Source organism: Streptomyces sp. NPDC026522 (genome assembly GCF_055567555.1).
This window is the reverse complement of sequence record NZ_JBVHQF010000008.1, coordinates 251,766-275,216: the sequence shown is the minus strand read 5'-3', so window position 1 is coordinate 275,216 and position 23,451 is coordinate 251,766. Positions and strand designations below refer to the sequence as shown.

Sequence of the window (23,451 nt, the reverse complement as noted above, 5' to 3'; positions counted from 1 at the left end):
CCGGAGATGGCTCCGGGCCCGGGCGGTGAACCGCCCGGGCCCGGAAGCTACCTGATCAGTGACAGGTCGTGAGGCTCAGGCTGCTGTCGCCGCAGAGCAGCAGGCTCGCCTGGCTGCCACCGCCGTGCAGGGCCGCGGCCTCGGTGGTCTCTTCCTTCACGGTCTCCATCGACTGCAGGTCAAGAAGGGTCATGTCGAATTCCTCTCGATGAGTTGGTGCGATGGGTCACGGCCCCGCTGGGGTGCGGGACCGGCTCTGGGACCGCCGCGGCGTGCCGCAGCGGTGGGAGGAACGGCAACTGGCCGCGCCCGCCGGGCGCCGCGCTGCCGAGGGCGAGCATGACGCCGGCCGTGCCCGTGGAAAGGTCCATGGACAGGCGCATCAACTGCTCGCCGGGGAAGGCCAGATGGCTCTGGTAGGGCACGGCGTGCCGGGCCAGTGCGGCGATCTGGCGGCCGAGGTCGCCGCTCCGCGTGCCGTCGGGATCGGGAGTGCTGGTCCGCGCCAGGTGCAGGACCATGCCGGCCGCGCCGCGGAACAGGCCCGGCTGCGCGTAGAAGTTCGACCGGGCGGCGCGCACGATCTCGCGCCGGGCCTGCTCGAAGCGCGGTTCCCCGGCATGCTCCAGCCAGTCGTCCAGCACCATGCCGATGCCCACGCTGCCGGCGCCGAGATAGGGCATCGTGCGCCAGCCCTCGTCGACTTGCAGGGTGCCGAACGCGCTGGTCACGCACCGGTCGAGATCGCGGTGCAGGGCGTCCCGGGCGCGGACGAGGTACTCCTCGTCGCCGGTGCGGTCGTAGAGGCGCAGGAAGAGCAGCGCCGGACCGGAGCTGCCGTACAGCAGTCCCGCGCGGGTCAGCCGGGGGGCCGAGCGCGCGACGAGTTCGGCGCAGCGCAGGGCGGCCGCGTGCAGCTCACCCTCGCCGGTCGCCGTGCCCAGCGCGTCCAGGGCCAGCCCGATGCCCGACAGCCCGCCGTGCAGGTCCGGGCCGGTCTCCTGCCAGGGCTGCCGCAGCAGCTCCCCGGCCAGGGCGAGCGCCTGCTCCCGGTGTCCGAGCCGGTCCAGAGTCCAGGCGGTGCCGGCGAGACCGTCGTAGAAGCCGAGCGGAGTCCCGGAGCCGGGCTCCGCGGCCCGGGCCAGCAGCCATTCCTCGGCTTCGGGCCAGGGCCCGGCGCCGGTCTCGGCCAGCGCGTACAGCACCCCGGCGGCGCCGTATCCGAAGCCGGTACCACCGCCTTCGGTGGTGAACTGGGCGATGTCACCGGGGAAGAGCCGGTCCTCGCGCTCCGGTGTGGCAGCGGCGCGCAGGGCGGCCGTCATGGAGCGGCGGGCGGCCTCCCCGTCCCCGGGTTCCACCGGGAGGTACGGGCCGGCCGGCGCGGCCACCCGGCCGCCCGGCGCCGCCGCGGGGTCACTCGGCGCCGGCCCGGCGGGCGCCGGATCCGGCCCGGCGAGTATCTCCTCGACGGCCTCGTCCAGGTACCCGGGTGGTAAGGGGAAGCGTTCGGCGGCGACGGCCGCCAGGTGTACGGCCTTGGCCCGGTCCAGTACCAGCAGGCTCGTCAGCGGCAAGAACAGGGCCAGGCGCAGACAGGCGAGGGCGTAGCGGTCCACCGCGAAGCCGCGGCGGTCGGGCGGGGCGACGAAGGCCGGATTGGCGACGGTCTGCCGCAGCCCCTCGTCGACGTGCGCGGCGGCCTCGAAGTCCAGCAGCGCGACGGACGGTTCGCCCGCGGGGTCCTCGGCGACCATGACGTTGAACAGGTGCAGGTCGTTGAAGACCACCCCGCGGGCGTGCACGGCCGCCACGGCCTCGGTGACCCGCTCGTGGATCTCGACGGCCCAGGTGGTGTAGGCGGCGAGCGCTTCCGGCGTCGGATCCGCCTCGATCAGCGGGTGCTTGCGGGCGAAGTAGGTGTTGAGCGGCTTGCCCTCCAGGTACTGCAGGACCAGGAAGTGGTGATCGCCGACCGTGAACGCGTCGCGGACGGATGGTACGCAGTCCAGTCCGGCCAGCCGCTCCAGCGCCGCCCGCTCCCGGTGCAGCCGGGCCACCGCGTCCGCTCCGTCGGCGGCGAGCCCCGCGTACGGCCGGCCTTCCTTGAGGACCACCGCCTCACCGGTGCGGGTGTCGCGGCCGGCGTAGACGCCCCCGCCGTTGGAGAAGTGCAGGGCCCGCTCCACCGTGTAGGGGAGACCGGCGAGGCTGACGGCGGACCGCGCGTCGAGGTGCGGTTTCAGGAAGGGGGGCAGCTCGACCCACTCCGGAGGCTGGAACACCGGCCCGCGCGGGTCGGGCACCAGGCGTCCGTCGGGGGCCTCGACGGCCGGGACGACCTCGCCGTGCTCGTCGTAGCAGTGCCGCAGGGTGAAGCTCCCGTAGCGCAGGTGGACCGGACCGGCGCCCCACCGCAGGTCGCTGAGGATGTACGGCCCCGGCTCCCCGGACAGCAGTGCGTCCAGGTCCTCGGCGATGCGGCGGCACTCCTCGGTGTCGGCCGGATAGACCGTCAGGAACTTGCCGCTGGCGCCCCGGTCGGCGTACTTGGCGTTGCGCAGGTGCAGCAGGTACCGGCTCGGCACGAACTTGAAGGCGACCCGCCCGGCCACGCAGTAGTCGTACACCCGGGCCAGGACGGATTCGGCGTTGTCGAGCGTGGCCGATACGTGGATCTTCCAGCCCTGGGAGGGCAGTTCGAGGCCGAGCGGCCGCAGGGCGTACCAGCTGCCGGTGCGGTGGGAGCGCCAGCCCGCCGGGACGGGGGCGAGCGCGGCCGGATAGCTCTCCTCGGCCCGCCGGTACGGCGCGTCGTAGAACCAGCGGTCTGCGTCGCAGAAGGCGGCGTACCCCTTGTTCACCCGTACTCCCTCGGTCGGTCGGCGGCAGAACCACCGTGCCACCCGGGCCGGGCGCCGCGACAGTCACGGCTGTCACCGGCGCGGTGTGCAGAACGCACGCGTCGCCCGGCCGCGGCCCGCGCAGGGGGACGAAGGGCCGCGCCGACGGCGCGGGGGGAGGCGCCCTCGGGCGCCGTGCGGCGGGATGGGAGGATAAGGGGATGGACATCCTCCGCAGAAACAACGTGACGGTGAGCGGACCCGAGGGAGCGCCCGTCATCATGCTGGCGCACGGGTTCGGCTGCGACCAGAACATGTGGCGGCTGGTGGCGCCCGCGCTGGTGGAGGAATTCCGGGTGGTGCGGTTCGACTACGTGGGCTCGGGCCGCTCCGACCTGTCCGCGTGGAGCGAGGAGCGTTACGCCTCGCTGGAGGGCTACGCGCGGGACGTGGTGGAGATCTGTGACGAGCTCGACCTGCGGGACGTGGCCTTCGTCGGCCACTCGGTCAGCGCCATGATCGGCGTGCTCGCCGCGGCGGCCGCCCCCGTCCGGTTCTCCTCCCTCGTCATGGTGGGCCCCTCCCCCCGCTACATCGACGACGACGGCTACCGGGGCGGGTTCGGCGCCGACGACATCGACGAACTGCTCGAATCACTGGAATCCAACTACCTGGGCTGGTCCGCGGCGATGGCGCCCGTCATCATGGGCAACCCCGAGCGTCCCGAACTCGGTGCGGAACTCACCGCCAGTTTCTGCGCCACCGACCCGGACATCGCACGGGTCTTCGCCCGCACCACCTTCCTGACCGACAGCCGCGACGACCTCCGGAAGGTCACCGTCCCCACGCTCGTGCTGGAGTGCTCGCAGGACGTGATCGCCCCGCGCGAAGTGGGCGCCTACGTGCACGCCGCCATCCCCGGCAGCCGCCTGGTCACCCTCGACGCCACCGGGCACTGCCCCCAGCTGAGCGCCCCCGAGGCCACCAGCGCGGAGATCCTCGCCTTCGTCCGGACGTTGCGTTGATGTCCTGCACGGGGCAGAGCGCCGAGCAGCCGGGGGACAAAGCGGCCACCGACGCCCTGTTCACCTCTCTGCTGGAGGACAGCGCGGAGGACCTCTACGAGTCCGCGCCCTGCGGCTACCTCTCCACCCTCCTCGACGGCACCATTGCCAAGATCAACACCACGTTGCTGACCTGGCTCGGCCTGACCCGTGAAGAAGTGGTGGGCCGCAAGCGCTTCGCCGACCTGCTGACGGTCGGCGGCAAGCTGTACCACGAGACCCACTTCGCGCCGATGCTGCGCATGCAGGGCCAGGTCAGCGGCGTCGCCTTCGAGATCAAGGGGGCGGCCGGCAAGCGGCTCCCGGTCCTGGTCACCTCCGTCGTGAAGACCGGCGGCGACGGCCAGCCCCTGCTGATCCGCACCACCGTCTTCGACGCGAGCGAGCGGCGGGCCTACGAGACCGAGCTGCTGCGGCGGCAGAAAGCGGCGGAGGAGGCCCGCGTTCAGGCGGAAGCGGACCGCCAGCGCCTCCAGGAGGCCCTCGCGGTCCTCCAGCAGAGCCTGTTGCCCACCACCCTGCCCGACGTGCCGGGCCTGGAGGCCTCCTCCTATTACCACACCGCCTCCCTGGACCGGCTCGGCGGCGACTTCTACGACCTGTTCCCGATAGACGGCAAACGCTGGGCCTTCTTCCTCGGAGACGTCTGCGGCAAGGGCCCCAAGGCCGCCGCCGTGACCTCGCTCACCCGGTACACCCTGCGCGCCGCCGCCCTGCACGACCCCGATCCCGTCGCCGCGCTCACCACGCTCAACGCCGTCCTGCACGAGCGGTACACCAGCGGTGATCCCCGCTACTGCACCGCCATTTTCGGGGTACTGGAAGCAGTGGGCGACACCGTCACCGTCGACCTGGCCTCCGGAGGCCACCCGCCGGCCCTCCTGGTGCGCGCCGACGGCCGCGCCGAGTACCTCTCCACCCCCGGCGGCCTGCTCGTCGGCATCCTGCCCACCGCGCCGTTCACGGCCGCCCGGACCGTCCTGGAGCCGGGCGACACGCTCCTGCTGTACACCGACGGCCTGACCGAGGCCCGGATCGGGGAGAGCCGCGAGCTGTACGGTGACGAGGCGCTGCGCGACTTCGCCGCCGCGCACGCCGCCGTCGGCCCGGACGGGCTGGTCAGCGCCCTGACGGGACTCCTCGACGGATTCGGCGACGGGCTGGACGACGACACCGCCCTGCTCGCCCTCGGCGTTCCCGCACCCCCTACCGACCCCGGAGCGACAACCTGACATGAGCCCGTTGACGATCACCGTCCGAGACGCCGACACCGGTCCCGTACTGGGAGTCACCGGTGACCTCGACTTCGACACCGCGCCACGCCTGCGCCACGCCGTGGACGAGCTCCCCCTTGCCCCGGGCGAGCTGCTGGTCCTGGACCTGGGCGGCCTGGAATTCTGCGATTCCAGCGGAATCAGTGCCCTGATCACCGCCCACAACCGGGCGACGGCCGCGCATGCGGCCATGGCGCTCGCCGCCGTACCCGACAACATCACCCGGGTGCTCGGCATCGTCGGGCTCGATCAGGTCTTCGCCCGCCACGAACCGGGTCCGCCGGGCGACGGCTGACGCGCGGGGCCCCGGCCGCCGCGGCCGCCGGGGCCGCCGCTCACCAGGCGACGGGAAGCGTCTGCGGGCCGCGGTTGACCGTGCCCCGGCGCCAGCGCACCTGCTCGGCCGGGACCGCGAGCCGCAGCCGCGGTGCCTTGCGCAGCAGCGTCGACAGCACCACGTGGCACTGCATCCGGGTGAGCGCGGCACCGAGGCAGTAGTGCGGACCGTGCCCGAAGGCGAGGGTGGGTGCCTCGTCCCGGGCGAGGTCGAGCCGGTCGGGCACCGTGAAGACCTCCGGGTCACGGTCGGCGGCCAGGTAGGACACGTACACGGCGTCGCCGGCCGGGATGGTCACACCGCCGACCGTGACGTCCTCGGTGGCGATCCGGGGCATGCCGACGCCGTTGCGCTGCGGAATGAAACGCAGCAGCTCCTCGACCGCCGAGGGCAGCAGCCCGGGATCCGCGCGCAGCGCCGCCAGCTGCTCCGGGTGGGTGAGGAGGGCGTAGACCATGCTCGTGCACTGGTTGCGCACCTGGTCGAGGGCGTTGAGAACGATCATTACCGACAGGGAGACCAGCTCGGGCCGGCTCAGCGCGCCTTCGGCCTGGGCGGCGACGAGCTCACTGAACAGGTCGTCGCCCGGCTGCCGCAGGCGGTGGTCGGCCAACTGCCGGAAATACTCGGCGATGCCCGCCTTGACCGTGCCGGTCAGCTCCACGGAGGAGTCCGTCGACAGGATGACGGCCCGCCACTCCTGGAGCCGGCCGACATCCGGCTGCGGAACCCCGAGCAGCTTGCCGATGACCCGCTCGGGCAGCGGCCCCGTCACGTGCTCGGCGAGATCCGCCGGGGCCGGGCGGCCCGTCATGGTGTCGACGAAGCGCTCGGCGAGCGCCTCCGTCTCCGCCCGCAGCGCGGCCGCGCGCTTGCGGTTGAAGGCCTGGGCGACGAGGCGGCGCAACCGGGTGTGGTCGGGGGCGTCGGTGCGGCCGATGCCCCCCGCGGGGGCGACGTTGTGCGGTGTCATACCGGTCACCGGCCGGTCGACGGTGAGCGCCCGGCTGAACCGCGGGTCGGAGGTGACCTCTTTGACGTGCTCGTAGCGGGTCACCAGCCAGGCGTGGCCTTCGCCGAACCGCATCCTGACCAGCGCCACCGGTTCTTCCCGCACCAGCCGGTGCAGCAGCGGGTCGAAGTCGAGGGCGTCGAGGTGCTCCACCGGCCAGTAGTGCACGGGGGCCGGCCCGGCGGGGCGGGGGCGGCCGGCCGCCCTCGGGTCCGGCAGCGGCACGGCCGCCGCGGTGTCGGTGGGGCGTACGGCTCCCTTCACCGCGCGGCCTCCCGCGGCCCGGCCGGTGCCGGGACGGCCGGCGGGGTGTGCCGCAAGGGGGTGAGCTGTTCGATGTCGTAGCGGACGCGGAGCGCCTCGACGGCCGCCTGGTCGACGTCGCCGCCGCTGTTCAGCAGGTCGAGCAGCTCCTCGAAGTAGCGCTCGTGGTCCGGCGGGGGAGACGCCTGGAGGAGCATCCTGGCCGGGCGGCCGGTGGGGTTGGCGAAGGCGTGCGGACACCCGGGCGGTACCAGGATCATCGTGCCGGCCGTCGCCCGTACGTGACGCCCGCCGGAGCGGGACTCCCACTCCCGCCAGTCGGTGCGGGTCCGTACCTTGGGCTCGAAGGCCATCACGTCGAGTTCGCCCTCGATGAGGTAGAACAGCTCCTCGCTGCGGCTGTGGGCATGGGCGCCGACGTCGAAGCCGGGCGGCACCACCACCTCGAAGGTGGAGGCGACGGACGAGTGCGCGCCGGTCACCTTGAACGTCACCTCCTGCGCCGCCGTCCTGATGGTGCGGCCGCCACCGGGCGGCACGATCAGGCCGTCGGTGCGGTCGGTGCGGGGCTCGGACACGGCTGTCTCCTGCGGGTATCGGTCCGGTCGGGTGGTCACCACGTCACCGGCAGCTGCTCGGGGCCGCGGATCAGCGCGCCGCGCTCCCAGGACAGTTCCGCCTCCGGTACGGCGAGCCGCAGGCCGGGGAAGCGGTCCCACAGCGAGCGGAGGAGGATCTCGGACTCCATCCGCGCCAGCGCGGAGGCCGGGCAGAAGTGCGGGCCGTAGCCGAAGGAGACGTGCGGGTTGTGGACCCGGTCGAAGTCCAGCCGGTCCGGATCGGCGAAGACGTCCGGGTCGCGGTTGGCGGTGAGGTACGAGACGTACACCGGCTCGCCCGCCGGGATCAGCACCCCGCCCACCTCCACGTCCTCCAGGGCGATGCGGGCCAGACCCACCGCGTTGCGTTGCGGGATGTAGCGCAGCAGCTCCTCCACGGCCTGCGGGACGAGCTCCGGTTCGGCGCGCAGCCGGGCCAGCTGCGCCGGGTGCGTGAGCAGCGCGTACACCATGTTGGCGCTGTTGTTCCGGACGGCGTGCGTGCCGCCGATCTGGACCAGTACGGCCAGCCCGACGGCCTCGTCCGCGGTCAGTACCGCCGCGTCCACGGCATCGGCCAGCGCGCCCGCCAGGTCCTCCTGCGGCCCGGCCGTACGGCGCTCCAGCAGCCGGTGGAAGTAGCCGGACATCTCCGCCTTCGCGGCCTCGCTCGCCTCCCGGCCCCGGGCGGCGGACAGGATCGCGTCCGTCCACCGGGCCATCTGGGGCTGCTCCTCCTCCGGCACCCCCATGAGCGCTCCCACCATCGCCAGTGGGAAGGGCCGGTTGAGGTGCGCCACGAGATCGAGCGGTCCGCCACGCTCCTCCATGCGGTCCAGCAGGCCGTCCACCACCCGCTGGGCGTGCTCGCGCAGCCGCCCCAGCGAACGGGAGGTGAAGGCGTGGGCGACCACGCGCCGCATCCGCGTGTGGTCCGGCGGATCGCAGACCGCGACCGCATCGGCCGTCGGGATGAAGTGCGGTGCCAGGCGCGTGACGTCGCGGCCCAGGACGGCCCGGCGGCTGAACCGGGGGTCGATGGAGACGAACCGTACGTCCTCGTACCGGGTCACCAGCCAGGCGTGCCCCCGGCCGTGCGGCAGCCGCACCCGGGACACCGGCTCCTCGTGCAGCAGGCGGGCGAGCAGCGGGTCGAAGGTGAGCCCCGGCAGGTCCGGCGGAGCCCAGAAGTGCACGCTCCGCTCCGCGTCCGCCCGCGCGGGCGCGTTCGCCGTGGCGGCGGCCGGCCGGGGTGGCGCGCCCTCGCCCGGCCGGGCCCGGGGGACGGCGGGTGCGGGCCGCCCCGCGGCGGCCCGGGAGCCGCCGACGGCCGCCCCGACCAGCGCCGGCTCCTTCGCCCACGTCCAGTGGCCGAGCGTCATCTCCGCGGTGATGCCCGGCCCGAAGCCCGCGATCAGGCCCCGGGTCCCCTCCGCCGCACCGCCTTCGTCGAAGAGGCGGGCCAGCGCGTCCAGGACGACGACGCTGGCGACGTTCCCGTACTCGCTGAGCGTGGCCCGGCTGAAGCGGAAGGCCTCCGGGGCGACGCCCAGGAACTTGGAGAGGTCGTCGAGGATCCGGGGGCCGCCCGCGTGCACGATGTAGAAGCCGAGCCGGGACGAGTCCCAGCCGTGCCGTCCCGCCAGGTCGGTCAGGACCGGCGCCAGCGCCTCCATCGTTCCCGGGACGCGCTTGTCCAGCAGGAAGTGGAATCCGCTCTCGCGCACCGCGTACGCGATCCAGTCCTCCGTGCCCGGCACCAGGTACGAGCCGTTGCGCTCCAGCCGGATCCCCGTGCCGCCCTCGCCCCGGACCACCGCCGCGGCGACGGCGTCGCCGAAGAGGCCGTTGGACAGCAGCGTGCCGACGCCCAGGTCGGTCGGCTGGTAGCTCAGCGAACAGAACTCGCACGCGACGATCAGTACGTTGGCGTCCGGGTAAGCGGTGCAGAAGTCGTGCGCGCGGTTGACGGCGGCGCCTCCGGCGGCGCAGCCGAGCTGCGCGATCGGTACCTGCCGGGTGTCCGGCCGGAACCCCATGCTGTTGATCAGCCACGCCGTGAGCGAGGGCATCATGAACCCGGTACACGACACGTAGACGATCAGATCGATGTCGGGTGCCGACAACCCGCCGGATTCCAGCGCCTGTCGCACCACGGCGGGGACCCGGGCCTTCGCCTCCGCCTCGTACAGCTTGTTGCGGGCCTCGAACCCCGGATGGCGCAGGGTGTCTTCGAGCGGCTGCACGAGATGGCGTTTGCCGACCCCCGTGTTCTCGATCAGACGCAGGGCGAGGCCCAGTTGGGGATGGCCGTGGTGCACGGTGCGCACCAGGTCGAGCGTCTGCCCGGCGGTGATCACGTACTCGGGCACGGCGACGGCGGGACGGCACAGGACAGCCATGGACAAGCATCCCAGGGGGGTGGTCGGGTGACGCCCCGGCAGCGCTGTGACGCGGTCCGGACGGGCGGGCGGCTGGACAGCCTTCACAAATCCTTGCAGGCCGCGGACGCGAACTGGTCCCTGAGCGTTCAGTAGTACACAAAAGTGTCATCGGGGGGACGGCGGGGTTCCAAACACCCGTCCGATGGTCCCGGCTCCGTCGGGGTGCTCACTCGACGACGAGGTCCGCCCGGCCGCGCCCCGGTGCGATCAGGCGCGCGTTCGCCTCGTCGGAGCGGGCCACCCAACGCCGGGCGCAGGCCTCCTCCTTGCCGTGCCGCACATGGCGGTCGACCAGCCGCCGCACCCGTGCCGTGTCATCGGGGGCCAGGAACCAGGCCTCGTCGAGCAGCGGCCTGACCCCGGCCCACAAGCCCGTAGCGTGCAGCAGGTAGTTGCCTTCGGTGATGACCAGCGGTACGCCGGGCTCCACCCGGATGCTCCCGGCGACCGGCTCCTCCAGGGCGCGGTCGAAGGCCGGAGCGTAGACGGCCTCGGCCGTCGGCGCGCGCAGCCGGCGCAACAGGGCGACGTAGCCCGCCGCGTCGAAGGTGTCGGGCGCGCCCTTGCGGTCGGCCCGGCCCAGCCGTTCCAACTCGGCCTGGGCCAGGTGGAAGCCGTCCATCGGCACCACCACCGCAACCGCCGGCCCCAGCGCCCCGGCCAGCCGCTGCGCGAGCGTGGACTTCCCCGCTCCCGGCGCCCCGGCGATGCCCAGGATCCGCCGGCCGCCCGCCGCCGCGAGGGAGCGGGCCCGGGCCTCCAGCTCTGCCGTGTCCATGCTGCCGGCCTCCGCCGTCCTCAGGCGGCCGGCGTGGGCGCCGGGGCCGTGACGCGGCGTACGGACTCCACGACGGCCGCGCGGTGCCGGGCCAGCTGCTGCGCCGGCCACCCGGTGCCCGACTCGCCCGCAGCCGGGCCGCCCACGGCGCCGAACCACGACTGCGACAGCCCCATCACCAGGGTCAGTAGATCGGCCGGGTCCAGTGCGGGGTCGATCCGCCCGGCCCGCTGCGCCTGCTCCACGTCGGCGATCTTGGCCCGGTAGGACTCGGACTCGGCGTCGCTGATCCCGGGGCGCTCCAGCTGCTTCCACGCCACGAGCCGCATCAGGGCGGGCCGCTCCACGAGGTGGTCGAAGACGGCGCCCGCGTACCCGGGCAGGTCCGCGGCGTCGAACGGCACCGTCTCGGAACCGGTCTCCAGGGCCCGCCGCAGGACGGCGTCGAAGAGCTCTTCCTTGTTGCCGAAGTAGACGTAGATGAGCCGCTTGTTCGCCTGAGCCGCCTCCGCGATGCGGTCGACGCGCGCGCCGGCGATGCCGTACGCCGCGAACTCGGCGAAGGCCGCGTCGAGCAGCCGTGCCCTGGTCGCGCTGGAATCCCGTGCCATGGCGCCAGCCTAGCAAGTAACTATCCGGTTATTGACATGGCGGGAACGGTGCTGCATGCTCGAACTATCCAGTTAGTTACTTACCTGTCGGAAGCGGCGGGAGCAGGAGGAACACCATGGAGACGCGCGCACTGGGCGGCCAGGGCCTCACCGTCGGAGCCGAGGGCCTCGGCCTCATGGGCATGAGCGCCCACTACGGAGCGACCGACGACACCGAATCCCTCGCCACCATCGACCGCGCCCTGGAGCTGGGCGTCACCCTGCTGGACACCGCGGAGGGCTACGGCCCCTTCATCAACGAACAGCTCCTCGGCAAGGCGCTCACCGGCCGCCGGGACGCGGGCGTGATCGCCACCAAGACCGGCGTCGAATTCACCGACCGGGGCGAGTTCCGCGGCCACAACGGCACCCCCGAGTACATCCGGCGCGCCGCCGACCGCTCCCTGAGCCACCTGGGGACCGACCACATCGACCTGTACTACCTGCACCGGGTCGACCCCGCCGTGCCCGTCGAGGAGAGCGTCGGCGCCATGGCCGAACTGGTGAGCGCGGGCAAGGTGCGCCACATCGGCCTCTGCGAGGTCGCGCCCGCCACCATCGCCCGCGCCCACGCCGTCCACCCGCTGGCCGCCGTGCAGACCGAGTACAGCCTCTTCGAGCGCGGCATCGAGCACGACGGCGTGCTGGAGACCCTGCGCGAGCTCGGCATCGGCCTCGTCGCCTACTCACCGCTGGGCCGCGGCTTCCTCTCCGGCGCCATCACCAGCCCCGACGACTTCGCTGCGGACGACTTCCGCCGCACCGACCCCCGCTTCCAGGGCGAGAACTTCGACCGCAACATGGCCGTCGTCGCCCAGGTGCGCCGACTGGCGGCGCAGAAGGGCGTCACCCCCTCGCAGCTCGCCCTGGCCTGGACGCTGCGCCAGGGCGCGGTGCCCATCCCCGGCACCAAGCGGCGCCGCTACCTGGAGGAGAACATCGCCGCCACCGCCGTGACCGTCACCGACGCCGATCTGGCCGCGCTCGACGCCGTCGCCCCGCACGGCGCGGTCTCGGGAGACCGCTACGCACCGGAGCTGATGGCGGCGCTGAACGGCTGACCGCAGCGGGGTCAGGCGCCGCCGCCGATGCGCTCCGCCGCTTCACCGTCTCACCGACGTGGGAGGTCACGCCCGGTTTCCGGCTGCCGGTGTCAGCCACCGCGCATCCCGTGCACCACCGGTGGGCCGACCAGGTGAGGCCGCGCCTGGTCGCCGCCGGACCCCACCGCGGGTGGCTCGCGGAGCCGGCCCGGCCCGGGGTCGCCGAGGAGATCGAGAGCTACCGGGACGGCCCTCGCCCCCTACTGGACGACGCGCTGCGGCTGGCCCGCCGCACGCGCACCCGTCCCGCGAGAGCGCCGGGACGGCCGCCCGGTGCCCTGCGCCCGCGCGGCCGCCGCCGTATCCCTGCTCACCGCCGCGGCCGGTGGGGTCGCGTCACTTGTGCCGCAGGCCCCAGGTGAACTTGTCCCCGCCTTCCCAGCGGACCACCGACGGGTCGTCGAGGTCGGCGTGCGGGATGCCGACGGCCCGGAGCAGGTGGATCACGTCGACCACGTCGTGCGCCCGGCCCGCCACCTCCCCGCACACCTGCACGATCCGGAACGGCGGGCTCCCCGCCATGACGGGTGACACGACCACGTTCGAATAGGACCCGCCGGCCGCGGATTCGGTCATCGTCAGCCTCCTCGCTGTCAGCGCAGTGCTCAGCTCGCTCCATCGTCGCCCAAGGGGCCGCCGGTGCCACATCCGGCCCTCAGCGGTACTCGACGGTGAGGGTGGCCCGGGCGGCCGGGCCGAGGAAGACGTACGCGGTGGACGGCTGCCCCTGCCGGAACCGGAGCCGGATCTGCGTGGTCCCCGACCGGTCGAGCGCCGCCACTCCGGCCGCCGACAGGTCCGAGGACGTCCCGCTGCCCGGGCCGAGGGCGCCGATCGCGGCCGCGTCCGCCGCGGTCGGGGCGGCCGCCCAGTCCGCGGCCTCCACCGGGCAGCCGCCGAAGCAGCCCCGCCGCACGTCCACGGCGATCGCGTTGCCCGCGGAGCGGCCCACGGGTCGCCGGAGCCCCCGGTGCGCGCCACCGTCAGGTAGGCGCGGACGATCTCCTTCCCGGCCGGGATCCGCGAGGTGTCGAAGGACAGCAGCGCGCGGTCGAACATGCCGTCCGCGCCCCGCCCCACGGCCAGCCCGTACGTACTCTCCAGGGTGCCGACCGCCGCTCCCGAACCGTCGGCGGCGGCCTTGACGTAACCGTCCTGGGAGTCGGTGCTGGGGAGCGTCACGCCGGCCGGCCCCGGCGGGGTGCCCGGCGCGCCGCCGCCGAGCGCCCGGACCATCGCCATGACCGTCTCGATCTGGCCGCCCCCGTGCCGGGCGTACGCCGCATCACCCAGGTAACCCCACCAGTTCCAGCAGCCGTTGGGATTGTCGAGGGTCGAGGTGGGAACGGCCTGCGGGTACAGCACGAGCAGGTTGTTGGTGTCCGCGTACTCGTCCAGGTGGGCCGTGTCCATGAACCGGCTGCCGAAGCCCTGGTAGGAATAGCCCTGCTTGCAGCCGTGCAGCGCCACCACCAGCCGGCACCTCGCGCCGCCCGCGCAGCTCGCCGGGACGTACAGGAAGCCCGTCTCGTCCATCGAGATCCGCCGGGCCGACCCGCCCGGGACGTACGGGTTCTGGTCGAACCGGACCATCGAGCCGCGCGGCGCGTCACCCGGCGCGGCGACGGAACCGAGCAGGTGGCCCAGCAGGTCGTGCTCGGCGTCGAAGCCGCAGTCGTTGACCCAGGGGCTCTGCGTGACGGTGCACGGGTTCGGGCCCAGCGGGCTGATCCAGGCGTGACCGGCCGCCGTGCTGCGGTCGTAGCGGACCCGGGCGCCGAAGCGGCCGTAGAAGTCGGCCAGGGCGTCCGCCACCGGCCGTTTGACGGTCGTGTCGGCGGAGCCGCTGAACACGTAGACGGGATCGTCCGACAGCTGGGACACGGGATCTATCAGGCCCCGGGCGGACCAGTCACGGGCGGTCTCCTCCAGCTTCGTCAGCTGGAGGTCCTGTGCGGTGTCCATGCAGGCGCCCAGCGCCCTGTTCAGGTCGTTCTGGGCGCAGCCGTAGGGCCCGGCGGCGAACACCGCGGAGCCGCTGAACGTACCGGAGTAGGCCACGTGCAGCTGGGTGGCCAGGTAGCCGCCCGAGGAGACTCCCGCGCTGTACACCGCGTCGACGTCGTACCGGGACAGCCCGCCGGCCACCGGGACCGGGGGCGCCGCCTGCGCGGGGGCTCCGAGGGCCGGCAGCTGCGCACCGCAGACGAGGAGCAGCACGGCCGCGGCCTTGCGGAACCGGGCGTTGGGCGAAAGGCGCATGGACCCTCCAGGGCGGCTCGACCGCGTCGTTTTCCCGGAGGGTAGGGCCGCGCCGGAGCCCCGGACATGTGCGCGGCAGCCACAAACGGCGGGGCGAAGATGGAGGCGGCCCCGCACCCCGATGCCCCCGCCCCGATTTTTTTCCGCGATTGTCCGTCGGGGATGTCGAAATCCCGGATCCTGCTCCTACCTCCCCGTGAGAGCGGCCCTCCGGCACGGCGGGGGCCGGTACCCGTGACGCGAAAGAGGCACCGACCATGAAGTACATGCTGCTCATGCAGTTCAGCGAGAAGAGCGTCGACTTCCCCGGGATCGACGAGTGGAAGCCCGAGGAGCTGCAGGCCCACATCCGCTTCATGAAGGACACCAACCGGAAGCTGGCCGAGGCCGGCGAACTGGTCGACGCCCAGGGCCTGGCGATGCCCGAGACCGCGCGGATCGTCCGCTCGCACGCCGGCGGCCCGCCGGTGATCACCGAGGGACCGTTCCCCGAGACCAAGGAGTTCCTGGCCGGCTGGTGGATCGTGGACTGCGACGGCGACGAGCGGGCCGTCGAGATCGCCGCGTCCGTCTCGGCCGCCCCGGGACCCGGCGGGCGGCCGCTCAACATGCCGATCGAAGTGCGCCAGGTGATGTCGGCGCCGCCGGCCGAGCTGTGACCTCGGGCGACCGTACCGTCGAGGACCTGCTGCGCGAACTCGCGCCGCAGGTCGTCGGCGTGCTCACCCGCCGCTACAACGACTTCGCGGCCGCCGAGGACGCCGTGCAGGAGGCCCTGCTGGACGCCGCCCGCCAGTGGCCCGAGGAGGGGCTGCCGGACAATCCGCGCGGCTGGCTGATCCAGGTCGCCGTCCGCCGGATGACCGAGCAGGTGCGCAGCGAGCAGGCACGCCGCCGCCGCGAGGACCTGGTGGCCGCCCGGGTCCCCGCCGACCGGCGGGCCGCGCCGCCCGCCGACGCCGAGGACGCCGTCGCCCACGACGACACCCTCACCCTGCTGTTCCTCTGCTGCCACCCGGCGCTCACGCCCGCCTCGGCGATCGCGCTCACCCTCCGTTCGGTGGGCGGCCTGACGACGGGGGAGATCGCCCGCGCCTTCATGGTGCCGGAGGCGACCATGGGCCAGCGGATCAGCCGGGCCAAGCAGCGCATCAAGGCCTCCGGCGTACCGTTCGCGATGCCCGGTGCGGACGAGTGGCCGGCCCGGCTGGACGCGGTGCTGCACGTGCTGTACCTGATCTTCAACGAGGGCTACACCAGCAGCGCCGGCCCCGACCTGCAACGCGTCGAACTCGCCCGGGAGGCCATCCGCCTGGCCCGGGCCGTCCACGCGCTGCTCCCCGACGACGGCGAGGTCACCGGGCTGCTCGCGCTGATGCTCCTCACCGATGCCCGGGGCGCTGCCCGCACCGGGCCCGGCGGTGAACTCGTCCCGCTCGCCGAGCAGGACCGCACCCGCTGGGACGCCGCCGCGATCGCCGAGGGCGTCGCGCTGATCACCGCTGCCCTGCCGCGCGGTCCGGTCGGCCCCTACCAGGTCCAGGCGGCCGTCGCGGCCGTACACGACGAGGCCCCGACCGCCCGGGAGACCGACTGGCCGCAGATCCTCGCCCTGTACGGGGTCCTGGAGCGGATGTCCGGAAATCCGCTGATCACCTTGAACCGGGCCGTCGCCACGGCGATGGTCGACGGTCCGCGCGCGGGCCTGGCCCTGCTGGCCGCGACCCCGGAGCTGCGCGACCACCACCGCCTGTACGCGGTACGCGGCCACCTCCACGAGCTCGCCGGCGACCGCGAGGACGCCGTGGCCGACTACCGCACCGCCGCCCGGCGGACGGCGAGCCTTCCGGAACGGGACTACCTCACCCTGCGGGCCGCCCGTCTCGCCACCGCCCCCGACCGCCCCGCGCCGCCGGCCGGCGGGCTCACGGGGGCACCGGACCGCGCTGGGCCGGGTGTGACGCCGCCATCCGCACCAGGTCAGCGGTGAGGGAGTCGAGCCAGGCCAGTGCCGTGTAGTAGCGCGGCGGGGCGTCGAGGGAGGGGTCCGAGTCCTGGCGCCCGGCGCCCGCGGGGGACCGCCCCGGCGGTCCGGTCCCGCTGCCGGGCACGTCGTAGCGCTCGGAGGCGGTCCGGAACCCCTCGGCCACCCACGCGCCGTAGTCCCGCACCCGCCGCTCCGCGACCGGCGCGGCCGGCTCCCCGCCCGCCGCCGCCCGCACCCGCCGGGCGCCCCACAGGACGTGGTGCCCGGACATCAGGGCGCTCTGCCAGTCGGGGCCCGGCCCGGCCGGCCGCTGCGCCTCGCCCTGGTACTGCGCGTACGCGGACTCGGCGAGCGTCAGCGAGCGCCGCACCTCGGTGTCCTCGCGTCCGTCGGAGGTCCCCGCGGCGCCGGGCCCGGTGTCCCGGGTGGTGGCCGCCACCTCGGCGGCGGCGGCCCGCAGCAACCGGGCCACGGCCCTGCCCAGCTCGTCGTGGGCACCGCGCGGCCACGCCAGCAGCCCGACGGTCAGACCGATGACGCTGCCGATGAGCACGTCCAGGAACCGGTACTCGGCCAGCCGCCACGTGGACGGCGACAGCTGGGCGAAGGCCATGGCCACCACGTTCGTGAACGTCGCCTGACCCCACCCGACGCCGTGCAACGGCCCGGTGGCGAAGGCGAAGAACATCAGGGGCGGCAGGATGAACGCGTACGCGGTACCCGCCGTACCGGCCAGCGTCAGGACGCCGCCCGCCACCAGGGCGCCCACGCAGGTGCCGATCAGGGCACTGCGTACGGTGTGGCGGGTCTGGACGGCCGTGGTGCGGGTCAGGCTCAGCACCGCCAGCATGGCCCAGAAGCCGTGGGGCAGCGTGTCCAGCCCCGCGATCAGCCGGGCGACCGCGAGCGCCAGGGCGATCCGTACGGCGTTCTGGAAGTACACGGACCTCGGCCCGGCGTGCGCCGCCATCCGGTGCCACCACAGCCGGGGCGCCCGGCGCCGGGCGTACCAGAAACGCTCCGGGTCCCGCTCCCCGGTGGCGGCGCGACGGCCCCGGACGGCGATGTCCGCCGCCTCGCCCAGTACCAGCGCGGCGTCGGCGACCTCCAGCACGCTCGCCTGCCGGAGCCGGTCGGCCGGTACCGCCGACAGGGCGGCCGCGACCTCGGCGCGCGCCCGGCGCAGCGACCGCGCGGCCTCTCCTTCGGCCTCGCGCGGGTGTTCGGGGCCGGCGGACGCGGCCGCGAGGAGTACGGAACTCTCCCGCGCCGCCGCCTCCACCGCCCGGAGCAGCCGGACGTTCTCCGGCAGCGGCGTGACGCCCGCCGGTGGGACGGGCAGGGTGTGCAGCCGCGCCAGGAGGGTGCGCGCGGTGAGACCGGTGTGGGCCAGCGCCCGCTCCCGCAGCCCCGGACCGGCGGGCCGCTCCGCTTCCGGACACCGGGAGGGCCGCAGCGACCCGCCGACGGCCACGGCCTCTTCCGCGGCCGCCCGGGACAGCGCGTAGGGCGGCGCCGCGAGCGTGGCGGCGCACCGGGCCGCCACCTCGGCCGCCCCGGCCGCCCGGTCGCGGTAGGAGGGCACGGGCGGGTCCGGCAGCACCCAGGCCTCGGCGATGGTGAGCAGCAGGATCCCGGCGACGGCGCCGACGAGCCGCTCGCCGAGGTCGCCGGGGACGTACGGGGGGAAGCAGGGCAGGATGAGGAGCAGCTGGAGCCCGGGCGCGGCTCCGGCCTGGCGCGGTCCCGCGGCCGCCGCGAACGCCAGGCCGAAGCCGATGACGAGCATGCCGGCCACGGCGGCCCAGGTCCGCACCGCGAGCAGGGTACCGAGGGTGACCAGCACACAGGCCACGGGCAGCACCCGGACGAGCTGCCCCGCCCGCTGCCGGCCCGTGCCCGGGATCCTGGACAGCACGGCCAGCGAGATGGCGGAGAACAGCGCGTAAGTGGCCGGGACCGGGCGGTCCAGCACGTACAGGAAGGTGTAGAAGCCGATGCACGCGGCGAGGGTGACCCGGACGGACCGGCGGGCCGCGCCCGCCGCCGCACCGGTACCGGTCCGCAACTGCGCCAGCGCCCGGGAGGCCCGGCCTGCCGCCCCGCCGCCTCCCGTACCCGTTCCGGTGCCCGGATCCGTTCGGATGCCCATGTGGTCTCCGCCCGCCGTTCGCGGTCCCAGTCTCAGGGTCCCATCCCCGGGCGGGGATGCCAGCGGGCGGCGAAGGGGCTGTCAGACGATCGCCCCGAGCACCTTGCCGATGGTGTCGAGGTCGGCCCGGGTGAACCCGGGGCCGTTGTCGCCGTTCGGGGCGATGGTCTGGACGGTACCGGTCAGGACGGGGGCCTGGTCCGTGCCGCTCACCTCCGTGATCTTGGCCTTGAAGTAGATCAGCTCCTCACCGACCCGCTCGTTGGCGATGTCGAAGACCATGCCGTCCCATGTCATCGGTTCCTCGTTGCCCGCCTCGCGGTCCAGCTCGCGCAGGCAGCCGGCGGCGATCTCGGGGAGCATCCGGACGGCGATGTTCCGGGCATCGGCGAAGGTCCGTACCTCCGGCCAGAAGGTGTTCACGGGGCGCTCCACGCCGCGGAACGCGAAGAACGCCAGGGTGTGCCGCTCGCAGACGTGGTGCACGGCCTTCTCCGCCATCGTGAGCGTCAGGGACACCTGCCGGCCGTCGACGGACCTGGCGGCCGCCGCGGTGGCGGCGGGCGCGGCGCTCGCCGCGTACCCGGAGACGTCCGGCGCCCCGCAACGGGCGTCCCGGAACAGTCTGGTGCCCTCGTCCGGGGTCGGGAAGGAGGTCAGCCCCTTGCGCAGGTGCTGGGAGGTCTTCGAGTCGAACACCCACTGCTCGTACAGGGGCGGGAACAGCACCCGGCCGGCGCGGTCCGTCGCCCGGGACGCCTGGTAGGCGGCTTCCAGCAGACGCGCCAGCTCCTGCCACAGCGCCGCGTCGTACACACCCGCGCCGTTCTGGGCCTCGGAGGCCCGGGACCAGGCGTCCTCCAGCTCCTTGAGCGCGCTGCTGACGGCGTCCGTCCGGCGCGAACCCCGGCCCCCGGGCAGCGGCTCGGTGTCCGGGTCGAAGTTCATCCCCGGGTCGGTGGCGGGACTGGGCGGGCCGATCGACACCATGAGCGGGATGTTCCAGAGCAGCCTGTGCGGGTTGGGAGCGCTGCCGGAACCGGCCTGGAGGACGGCATCGGTGACCGGTTTGCCGGCCGCCTTCCAGCACACCGACCAGAACGCCTGCGCCGCCTCGCGCAGGCGCTTGTCCTGTGCGTTGAACGCGGGGACCAGCTGTTCCGCGATCCAGCTGAGCTTCTCCTTGGCGATCTTGTGGTGCAGGGCCCCGGCCTTCCATTCGGCGGGCAGGGTGTACGCCTGCTTCCCCGAATTCAGCGGGACGACGGCCCACTTGCCCTTGTCCGGCACCGTCCGGGCGGTTCCGGGAGGCAGGGCCTTTCCGTTGTCCTCTTCGGCCGGTCGCGGTGTCGTCATGGAACTCCCCTCGTGGCACAGCACGTTGAAGACGCGGCACATTCTCCGGCCGGCCCCGCGGGGCGTCAACGGCGTGCGGGGGAGCGCACATCACGCGGCAGCGCGCCTCAGGAAGCGGAGGGTCCGTGCCGCAACAGGTACAGGCCGGTGGCGGTGGTGACCACGATCGCGCACGCGCTGAAGACCAGACCGGCGCCGACCAGCCCCAGCCACAGGGTCAGCGCGCCGACGCCCACCACGGGCAGCGAGATGCCGGTGTAGGCCACCACGAAGAACGAGGAGATCGTGGCGCCCCGGTGCGCGGCCGGCGCCGCGTCGCCCACCGCGCTCAGCCCCGCCCGGAAGGCCACGCCCTGCCCCAGCCCACCGCACACGGCCCCGGCCACCAGCAGCGCCAGCGACTCGGCCCGCAGCGAGGAGGCGACCAGCAGCAGCCCGGCCACCAGGATCAGGCAACCCAGCGGCAGCGCCCGCGCCACCGGCATGTGGCCCACCAGCCACTGGCCCACCGTCGAAGCGAGGAACACCGAGAAGACCACGAGCCCCACCACCGCCAGGTTGTGCACGCCCAAGGTCTCGGCCAGGAAGCTCGGCGCCAGCGAGGTGAACAGCCCGAGCAGCGCGAATCCGGCGAAGGCCGCCAGCGCACAGGGGACGAACACGCCGCGCACGGACGCCGGGACGGCCAGCCCCTGCGGCTTCAGCGTCGCCCGCCGATCGGCGTCGTCCACCGTCTCGGGCAGTGCCAGCACCACGCCGCCCGCCACCGCCAGCAGGGCCAGATGGACGACGAAGGGCAGGACGAGCGGGGCGGGGGCGTACTCGGCCAGCAGCCCGGAGAGCAGCGGACCGCAGCCCAGCCCGCCCATGTTGGCGGCGGTCGCGACGAGGGCGGCGCGCGCCTTGCGCTCCGGCGGGGCCAGCTCCCGCACCGCGACCGTACCCACCCCGCTGAGCAGCCCCGCCGAGAACCCCGACAGCACCCGGCCCGCGAACAGCAGCGGAAGCCCGCCCTCCAGCAGGAAGCAGACCGCGCTCAGGGCTCCCAGCCCGAGCGCGTAGAACAGGACCGGACGGCGTCCCGCGTCGTCGGAGTACCCCCCTGCCACCAGGAGGGTGAAGATCACGCCGACCGCGTAGGCGGCGAAGACCAGGGTCACCATCAGTTCCGAGAAGCCCAGCTCCTGCCGGTACAGGCCGTACAGCGGGGTGGGCAGCGTCGTACCGGCCATGCCGATGGCGAACACCGCCCCCGCGCCCACGTAACCGAACCGGTGCGGGCGGCGGATACGGGAAGGCGCACTGGTCCGGGTCATGGGCAACACCCTAAGCACCCGGGCGCGCACCGCCTCCCGGCGCGGACCTCCCGGGTCCGCCGGGCCTGCCGCGTCCGTCGGTCGGTGATTGGCCCCGCCCGGAGCGGGCAGTGGCAGGACGTGGACCGTCCCGCCCCCGGCGCTTTGCCGGGTGGGCACCCGGCCGCCCGGCGGCGCCCAGTAAGCTGCCGTATCCGGCTGGGCCGGACGGGGGTCACGAACGCCGGAAGGGGACGAGTGAGAGCGGCGCGGGCACTGGCGACGTTGGACGAGGTCGAGCTCGGGGACCACGTCTGCTGGCGCATGGACCCCGCCGCCGCGTTCCCCGGCGACGCGCGCGCCTATGTGGCCGACGGAGCCCTGTACGGGGACAAGATCGTGGTCGTCGGACGCCCCGGCGGCGCCTCCGGCGTCCCGCGTGACGCCGGGTCCGCCGGCTCCGTGATCCTCGACTTCCCCGGGCCCGCCGATCCCGATTCCGTTCTGGCCGCGGTGCGCCGCGAGGCCCGTACCGCAGCCCGCGAAGGGTTCCGCTCCGTGCGGGTACTCGCCGAGCGGACGCCGGCGACGGCGGTCGACGGCGCCGAGGAACTGCTCGCCCAGGAGCTCAAGCTCGACGAGTTCGCCTCGGAGAGCGGCGCCATCGTGGTCTGCGCCTTCCGCCCGTCACTGTGGGACGCGCCTACTCTGGAGCGGGTGGCATGTGTGCACCCGCACGAGACGGGCACCCGCGCGGAGCGTCCGGCTTTCCGGATGTTCAGCACCGGCGCCGACAGGTGGAGCGTAGACGGAGTGATCGACTCGGAGTGTGCGGCGGCGTTCAACGCCGCGGTACGGGCAGCAATACGGCGGACGCCCAGGGTGAGGCTGCGGTTCGACACCCTGGAGATGATCGACGCCGCGGGAATGCACGCGCTCGTCGACGCGGCCCGGCACCTGCCGGACCGCAGGGTGATCGTCGAAGGCGCCAACGACACCGTGCGCCTGTGCTGGGAGCTCGCGGGCTACGCGGCTCCCGGCGTCCCGGTGGTGATGGCCGCATGACCGAGACCGTGCCGCAGCAGTCCGGGCCGGACCGGATCCCGTTCCGCCACCAGCTGTACCCCTACGCCGGGGAAGCGCAGTTCCTGTCCGGGACCCTGGGCTTCATCCACGAGGCCCTGGACGGCGGGGAGGCGGTGGTGGTCGCCGTCCCCTCGGACAAGACGTCCCTGCTGCGCGGCGAACTCGCCGACGAACCCGACGTCACCTTCGTCGACACCTCGGCCATCGGCCCCAACCCGGGCCGGCTCGTCGCCGTCTGGGACGCGTGGATGAGGGAGCGCGGCGAGGGCGGCAGGCCGGTCCGGGGCATCGGTGAAACCGCCTGGCACACCGCGCGCAGCGCCGCGCAACTCTCCGAGCTGCGCTATCACGAGTGGCTCATGAACCGGGCCTTCGCGCAGAGCCCCGCGTGGTCGATGCTGTGCCCCTACGACACCGGTGACGGGGACCAGGACGCCCTGCGGTCCCTGTCCCGCTGCCACCCCCTGATCAGCCGGGACGGGCAGTACGTGCGCAACGAGGGCTACCTCGCCGACGAGGAGTACCCCTTCGACGCCCTCGCCGGTCCGTGCGACCCGTACCAGGAGATGAGCTACACGCACGGGGACCTGGCGGCGATCCGGGCCAAGACCTCCCAGTGCGCGTCCGACGCCGGAGTGCCCGCGGAGCGGCTGCCGAAGCTGGCCGTGGCCGTCACGGAGATCGCGACGAACAGCATCCGGCACGGCGGGGGTGGCGGAACCCTGCGCACCTGGGTGCAGGACGCGACGTTCCTCTGCGAATTCCGCGACAGCGGTCACATCACCGACGTCCTGGCCGGCCGGCGCAGGCCGGCCCCGGACCAGATCGGCGGCCGCGGCCTGTGGCTCGCCCACCAGCTGTGCGACCTGGTCGAGATCCGCTCCACGGCCGAGCAGGGAACCACCGTCCGGCTCCACATGGACGTCCCGCGCTAGTCGCGTCGGC

The 23,451-nt window shown here is 73.8% G+C and carries 18 protein-coding genes and 2 pseudogenes; 8 read left to right on the top strand and 12 right to left on the bottom strand.

The window, feature by feature from the left end; translation table 11 throughout:
• Positions 1-55: 55 nt before the first annotated feature.
• The gene (locus ACZ4M3_RS22355) at positions 56-193 is read right to left on the bottom strand and encodes a SapB/AmfS family lanthipeptide (protein WP_453355770.1); all 138 of its coding nucleotides are present in this window, start codon (positions 191-193) and stop codon (positions 56-58) included.
• Positions 180-2,864 (bottom strand): class III lanthionine synthetase LanKC, encoded by a 2,685-nt coding sequence (lanKC, locus tag ACZ4M3_RS22350; RefSeq protein ID WP_467735201.1) that lies wholly within the window; start codon positions 2,862-2,864, stop codon positions 180-182. The genes ACZ4M3_RS22355 and lanKC overlap by 14 nt, the downstream gene beginning before the upstream one ends.
• Before the next feature lie 200 nt (positions 2,865-3,064).
• On the opposite strand from lanKC, the gene ACZ4M3_RS22345 reads away from it, so the two are divergent.
• Genes ACZ4M3_RS22345 through ACZ4M3_RS22335 form a run of 3 tightly spaced genes read left to right on the top strand, consistent with a single transcriptional unit; the run spans position 3,065 to position 5,476 of the window.
• Positions 3,065-3,868 (top strand): alpha/beta fold hydrolase, encoded by an 804-nt coding sequence (locus ACZ4M3_RS22345; RefSeq protein WP_467735199.1) that lies wholly within the window; start codon positions 3,065-3,067, stop codon positions 3,866-3,868.
• Positions 3,868-5,139 (top strand): PP2C family protein-serine/threonine phosphatase, encoded by a 1,272-nt coding sequence (locus tag ACZ4M3_RS22340; RefSeq protein ID WP_467735197.1) that lies wholly within the window; start codon positions 3,868-3,870, stop codon positions 5,137-5,139. The genes ACZ4M3_RS22345 and ACZ4M3_RS22340 overlap by 1 nt, the downstream gene beginning before the upstream one ends.
• 1 nt (position 5,140) lies before the next feature.
• On the top strand, positions 5,141-5,476 hold the full coding sequence (locus ACZ4M3_RS22335; RefSeq protein ID WP_467735195.1) for an STAS domain-containing protein: 336 nt from the start codon (positions 5,141-5,143) through the stop codon (positions 5,474-5,476).
• 40 nt (positions 5,477-5,516) lie between these two features.
• Here the strand turns inward: ACZ4M3_RS22335 and ACZ4M3_RS22330 are convergent, their stop codons facing one another.
• From ACZ4M3_RS22330 to ACZ4M3_RS22305, 6 genes and pseudogenes are all read right to left on the bottom strand, one after another.
• Positions 5,517-6,794, bottom strand: coding sequence for a cytochrome P450 (locus ACZ4M3_RS22330; protein WP_467735193.1), 1,278 nt, complete (start codon positions 6,792-6,794; stop codon positions 5,517-5,519).
• On the bottom strand, positions 6,791-7,372 hold the full coding sequence (locus tag ACZ4M3_RS22325; RefSeq protein ID WP_467735191.1) for a cupin domain-containing protein: 582 nt from the start codon (positions 7,370-7,372) through the stop codon (positions 6,791-6,793). The genes ACZ4M3_RS22330 and ACZ4M3_RS22325 overlap by 4 nt, the downstream gene beginning before the upstream one ends.
• 35 nt (positions 7,373-7,407) lie before the next feature.
• Positions 7,408-7,899: pseudogene (locus ACZ4M3_RS22320) on the bottom strand (cytochrome P450); the annotation flags it as partial.
• A 798-nt stretch (positions 7,900-8,697) separates the two neighbouring features.
• Positions 8,698-9,795 (bottom strand): annotated as a pseudogene (locus ACZ4M3_RS22315) (type III polyketide synthase); the annotation flags it as partial.
• A 208-nt stretch (positions 9,796-10,003) separates the two neighbouring features.
• Positions 10,004-10,615, bottom strand: coding sequence for a nucleoside/nucleotide kinase family protein (locus ACZ4M3_RS22310; protein ID WP_467735189.1), 612 nt, complete (start codon positions 10,613-10,615; stop codon positions 10,004-10,006).
• Positions 10,616-10,635: 20 nt separating this feature from the next.
• Complete coding sequence (locus ACZ4M3_RS22305) at positions 10,636-11,226, bottom strand: TetR/AcrR family transcriptional regulator (protein ID WP_467735187.1); 591 nt, start codon at positions 11,224-11,226, stop codon at positions 10,636-10,638.
• 116 nt (positions 11,227-11,342) lie between these two features.
• Here ACZ4M3_RS22305 and ACZ4M3_RS22300 point away from each other — a divergent pair, with 116 nt between their 5' ends.
• Entirely contained in the window at positions 11,343-12,326 is a 984-nt protein-coding gene (locus ACZ4M3_RS22300) for an aldo/keto reductase (RefSeq protein ID WP_467735185.1), read from the top strand.
• 378 nt (positions 12,327-12,704) lie between these two features.
• Here ACZ4M3_RS22300 and ACZ4M3_RS22295 read toward each other — a convergent pair whose 3' ends face one another.
• A complete protein-coding gene (locus tag ACZ4M3_RS22295) occupies positions 12,705-14,630 on the bottom strand; it encodes an extracellular catalytic domain type 2 short-chain-length polyhydroxyalkanoate depolymerase (RefSeq protein ID WP_467735183.1) in 1,926 nt (641 codons plus the stop codon).
• Between the two features lie 257 nt (positions 14,631-14,887).
• On the opposite strand from ACZ4M3_RS22295, the gene ACZ4M3_RS22290 reads away from it, so the two are divergent.
• Both ACZ4M3_RS22290 and ACZ4M3_RS22285 read left to right on the top strand, forming a co-directional pair.
• Positions 14,888-15,289 (top strand): YciI family protein, encoded by a 402-nt coding sequence (locus ACZ4M3_RS22290; protein ID WP_467735181.1) that lies wholly within the window; start codon positions 14,888-14,890, stop codon positions 15,287-15,289.
• Complete coding sequence (locus ACZ4M3_RS22285) at positions 15,286-16,620, top strand: RNA polymerase sigma factor (protein ID WP_467735179.1); 1,335 nt, start codon at positions 15,286-15,288, stop codon at positions 16,618-16,620. Before ACZ4M3_RS22290 ends, ACZ4M3_RS22285 begins: the two co-directional genes overlap by 4 nt.
• On the opposite strand, the gene ACZ4M3_RS22280 is transcribed toward ACZ4M3_RS22285, so the two are convergent.
• The 3 genes from ACZ4M3_RS22280 to ACZ4M3_RS22270 form a co-directional block, all read right to left on the bottom strand.
• A complete protein-coding gene (locus tag ACZ4M3_RS22280; protein WP_467735177.1) occupies positions 16,556-18,769 on the bottom strand; it encodes an FUSC family protein in 2,214 nt (737 codons plus the stop codon). The two genes, ACZ4M3_RS22285 and ACZ4M3_RS22280, sit on opposite strands and share 65 nt — an antisense overlap.
• Positions 18,770-18,850: 81 nt before the next feature.
• The gene (locus ACZ4M3_RS22275) at positions 18,851-20,125 is read right to left on the bottom strand and encodes a hypothetical protein (protein WP_467735175.1); all 1,275 of its coding nucleotides are present in this window, start codon (positions 20,123-20,125) and stop codon (positions 18,851-18,853) included.
• A gap of 107 nt (positions 20,126-20,232) precedes the next feature.
• Entirely contained in the window at positions 20,233-21,441 is a 1,209-nt protein-coding gene (locus tag ACZ4M3_RS22270; protein ID WP_467735173.1) for an MFS transporter, read from the bottom strand.
• A 237-nt stretch (positions 21,442-21,678) separates the two neighbouring features.
• On the opposite strand from ACZ4M3_RS22270, the gene ACZ4M3_RS22265 reads away from it, so the two are divergent.
• Both ACZ4M3_RS22265 and ACZ4M3_RS22260 read left to right on the top strand, forming a co-directional pair.
• Complete coding sequence (locus ACZ4M3_RS22265) at positions 21,679-22,485, top strand: MEDS domain-containing protein (RefSeq protein WP_467735172.1); 807 nt, start codon at positions 21,679-21,681, stop codon at positions 22,483-22,485.
• Positions 22,482-23,441 (top strand): anti-sigma factor RsbA family regulatory protein, encoded by a 960-nt coding sequence (locus ACZ4M3_RS22260; RefSeq protein WP_467735170.1) that lies wholly within the window; start codon positions 22,482-22,484, stop codon positions 23,439-23,441. Before ACZ4M3_RS22265 ends, ACZ4M3_RS22260 begins: the two co-directional genes overlap by 4 nt.
• The last annotated feature ends 10 nt before the right edge of the window (positions 23,442-23,451 follow it).

What these genes read in the sequence shown, in the direction of transcription:
- ACZ4M3_RS22355 (WP_453355770.1), bottom strand. Translation starts at nt 193, where the DNA reads ATGACCCTTCTTGACCTGCAGTCGATGGAGACCGTGAAGGAAGAGACC.
- ACZ4M3_RS22345 (WP_467735199.1), top strand. Translation starts at nt 3,065, where the DNA reads ATGGACATCCTCCGCAGAAACAACGTGACGGTGAGCGGACCCGAGGGA.
- ACZ4M3_RS22340 (WP_467735197.1), top strand. Translation starts at nt 3,868, where the DNA reads ATGTCCTGCACGGGGCAGAGCGCCGAGCAGCCGGGGGACAAAGCGGCC.
- ACZ4M3_RS22335 (WP_467735195.1), top strand. Translation starts at nt 5,141, where the DNA reads ATGAGCCCGTTGACGATCACCGTCCGAGACGCCGACACCGGTCCCGTA.
- ACZ4M3_RS22310 (WP_467735189.1), bottom strand. Translation starts at nt 10,615, where the DNA reads ATGGACACGGCAGAGCTGGAGGCCCGGGCCCGCTCCCTCGCGGCGGCG.
- ACZ4M3_RS22305 (WP_467735187.1), bottom strand. Translation starts at nt 11,226, where the DNA reads ATGGCACGGGATTCCAGCGCGACCAGGGCACGGCTGCTCGACGCGGCC.
- ACZ4M3_RS22300 (WP_467735185.1), top strand. Translation starts at nt 11,343, where the DNA reads ATGGAGACGCGCGCACTGGGCGGCCAGGGCCTCACCGTCGGAGCCGAG.
- ACZ4M3_RS22295 (WP_467735183.1), bottom strand. Translation starts at nt 14,630, where the DNA reads ATGCGCCTTTCGCCCAACGCCCGGTTCCGCAAGGCCGCGGCCGTGCTG.
- ACZ4M3_RS22290 (WP_467735181.1), top strand. Translation starts at nt 14,888, where the DNA reads ATGAAGTACATGCTGCTCATGCAGTTCAGCGAGAAGAGCGTCGACTTC.
- ACZ4M3_RS22280 (WP_467735177.1), bottom strand. Translation starts at nt 18,769, where the DNA reads ATGGGCATCCGAACGGATCCGGGCACCGGAACGGGTACGGGAGGCGGC.
- ACZ4M3_RS22275 (WP_467735175.1), bottom strand. Translation starts at nt 20,125, where the DNA reads ATGACGACACCGCGACCGGCCGAAGAGGACAACGGAAAGGCCCTGCCT.
- ACZ4M3_RS22270 (WP_467735173.1), bottom strand. Translation starts at nt 21,441, where the DNA reads ATGACCCGGACCAGTGCGCCTTCCCGTATCCGCCGCCCGCACCGGTTC.
- ACZ4M3_RS22260 (WP_467735170.1), top strand. Translation starts at nt 22,482, where the DNA reads ATGACCGAGACCGTGCCGCAGCAGTCCGGGCCGGACCGGATCCCGTTC.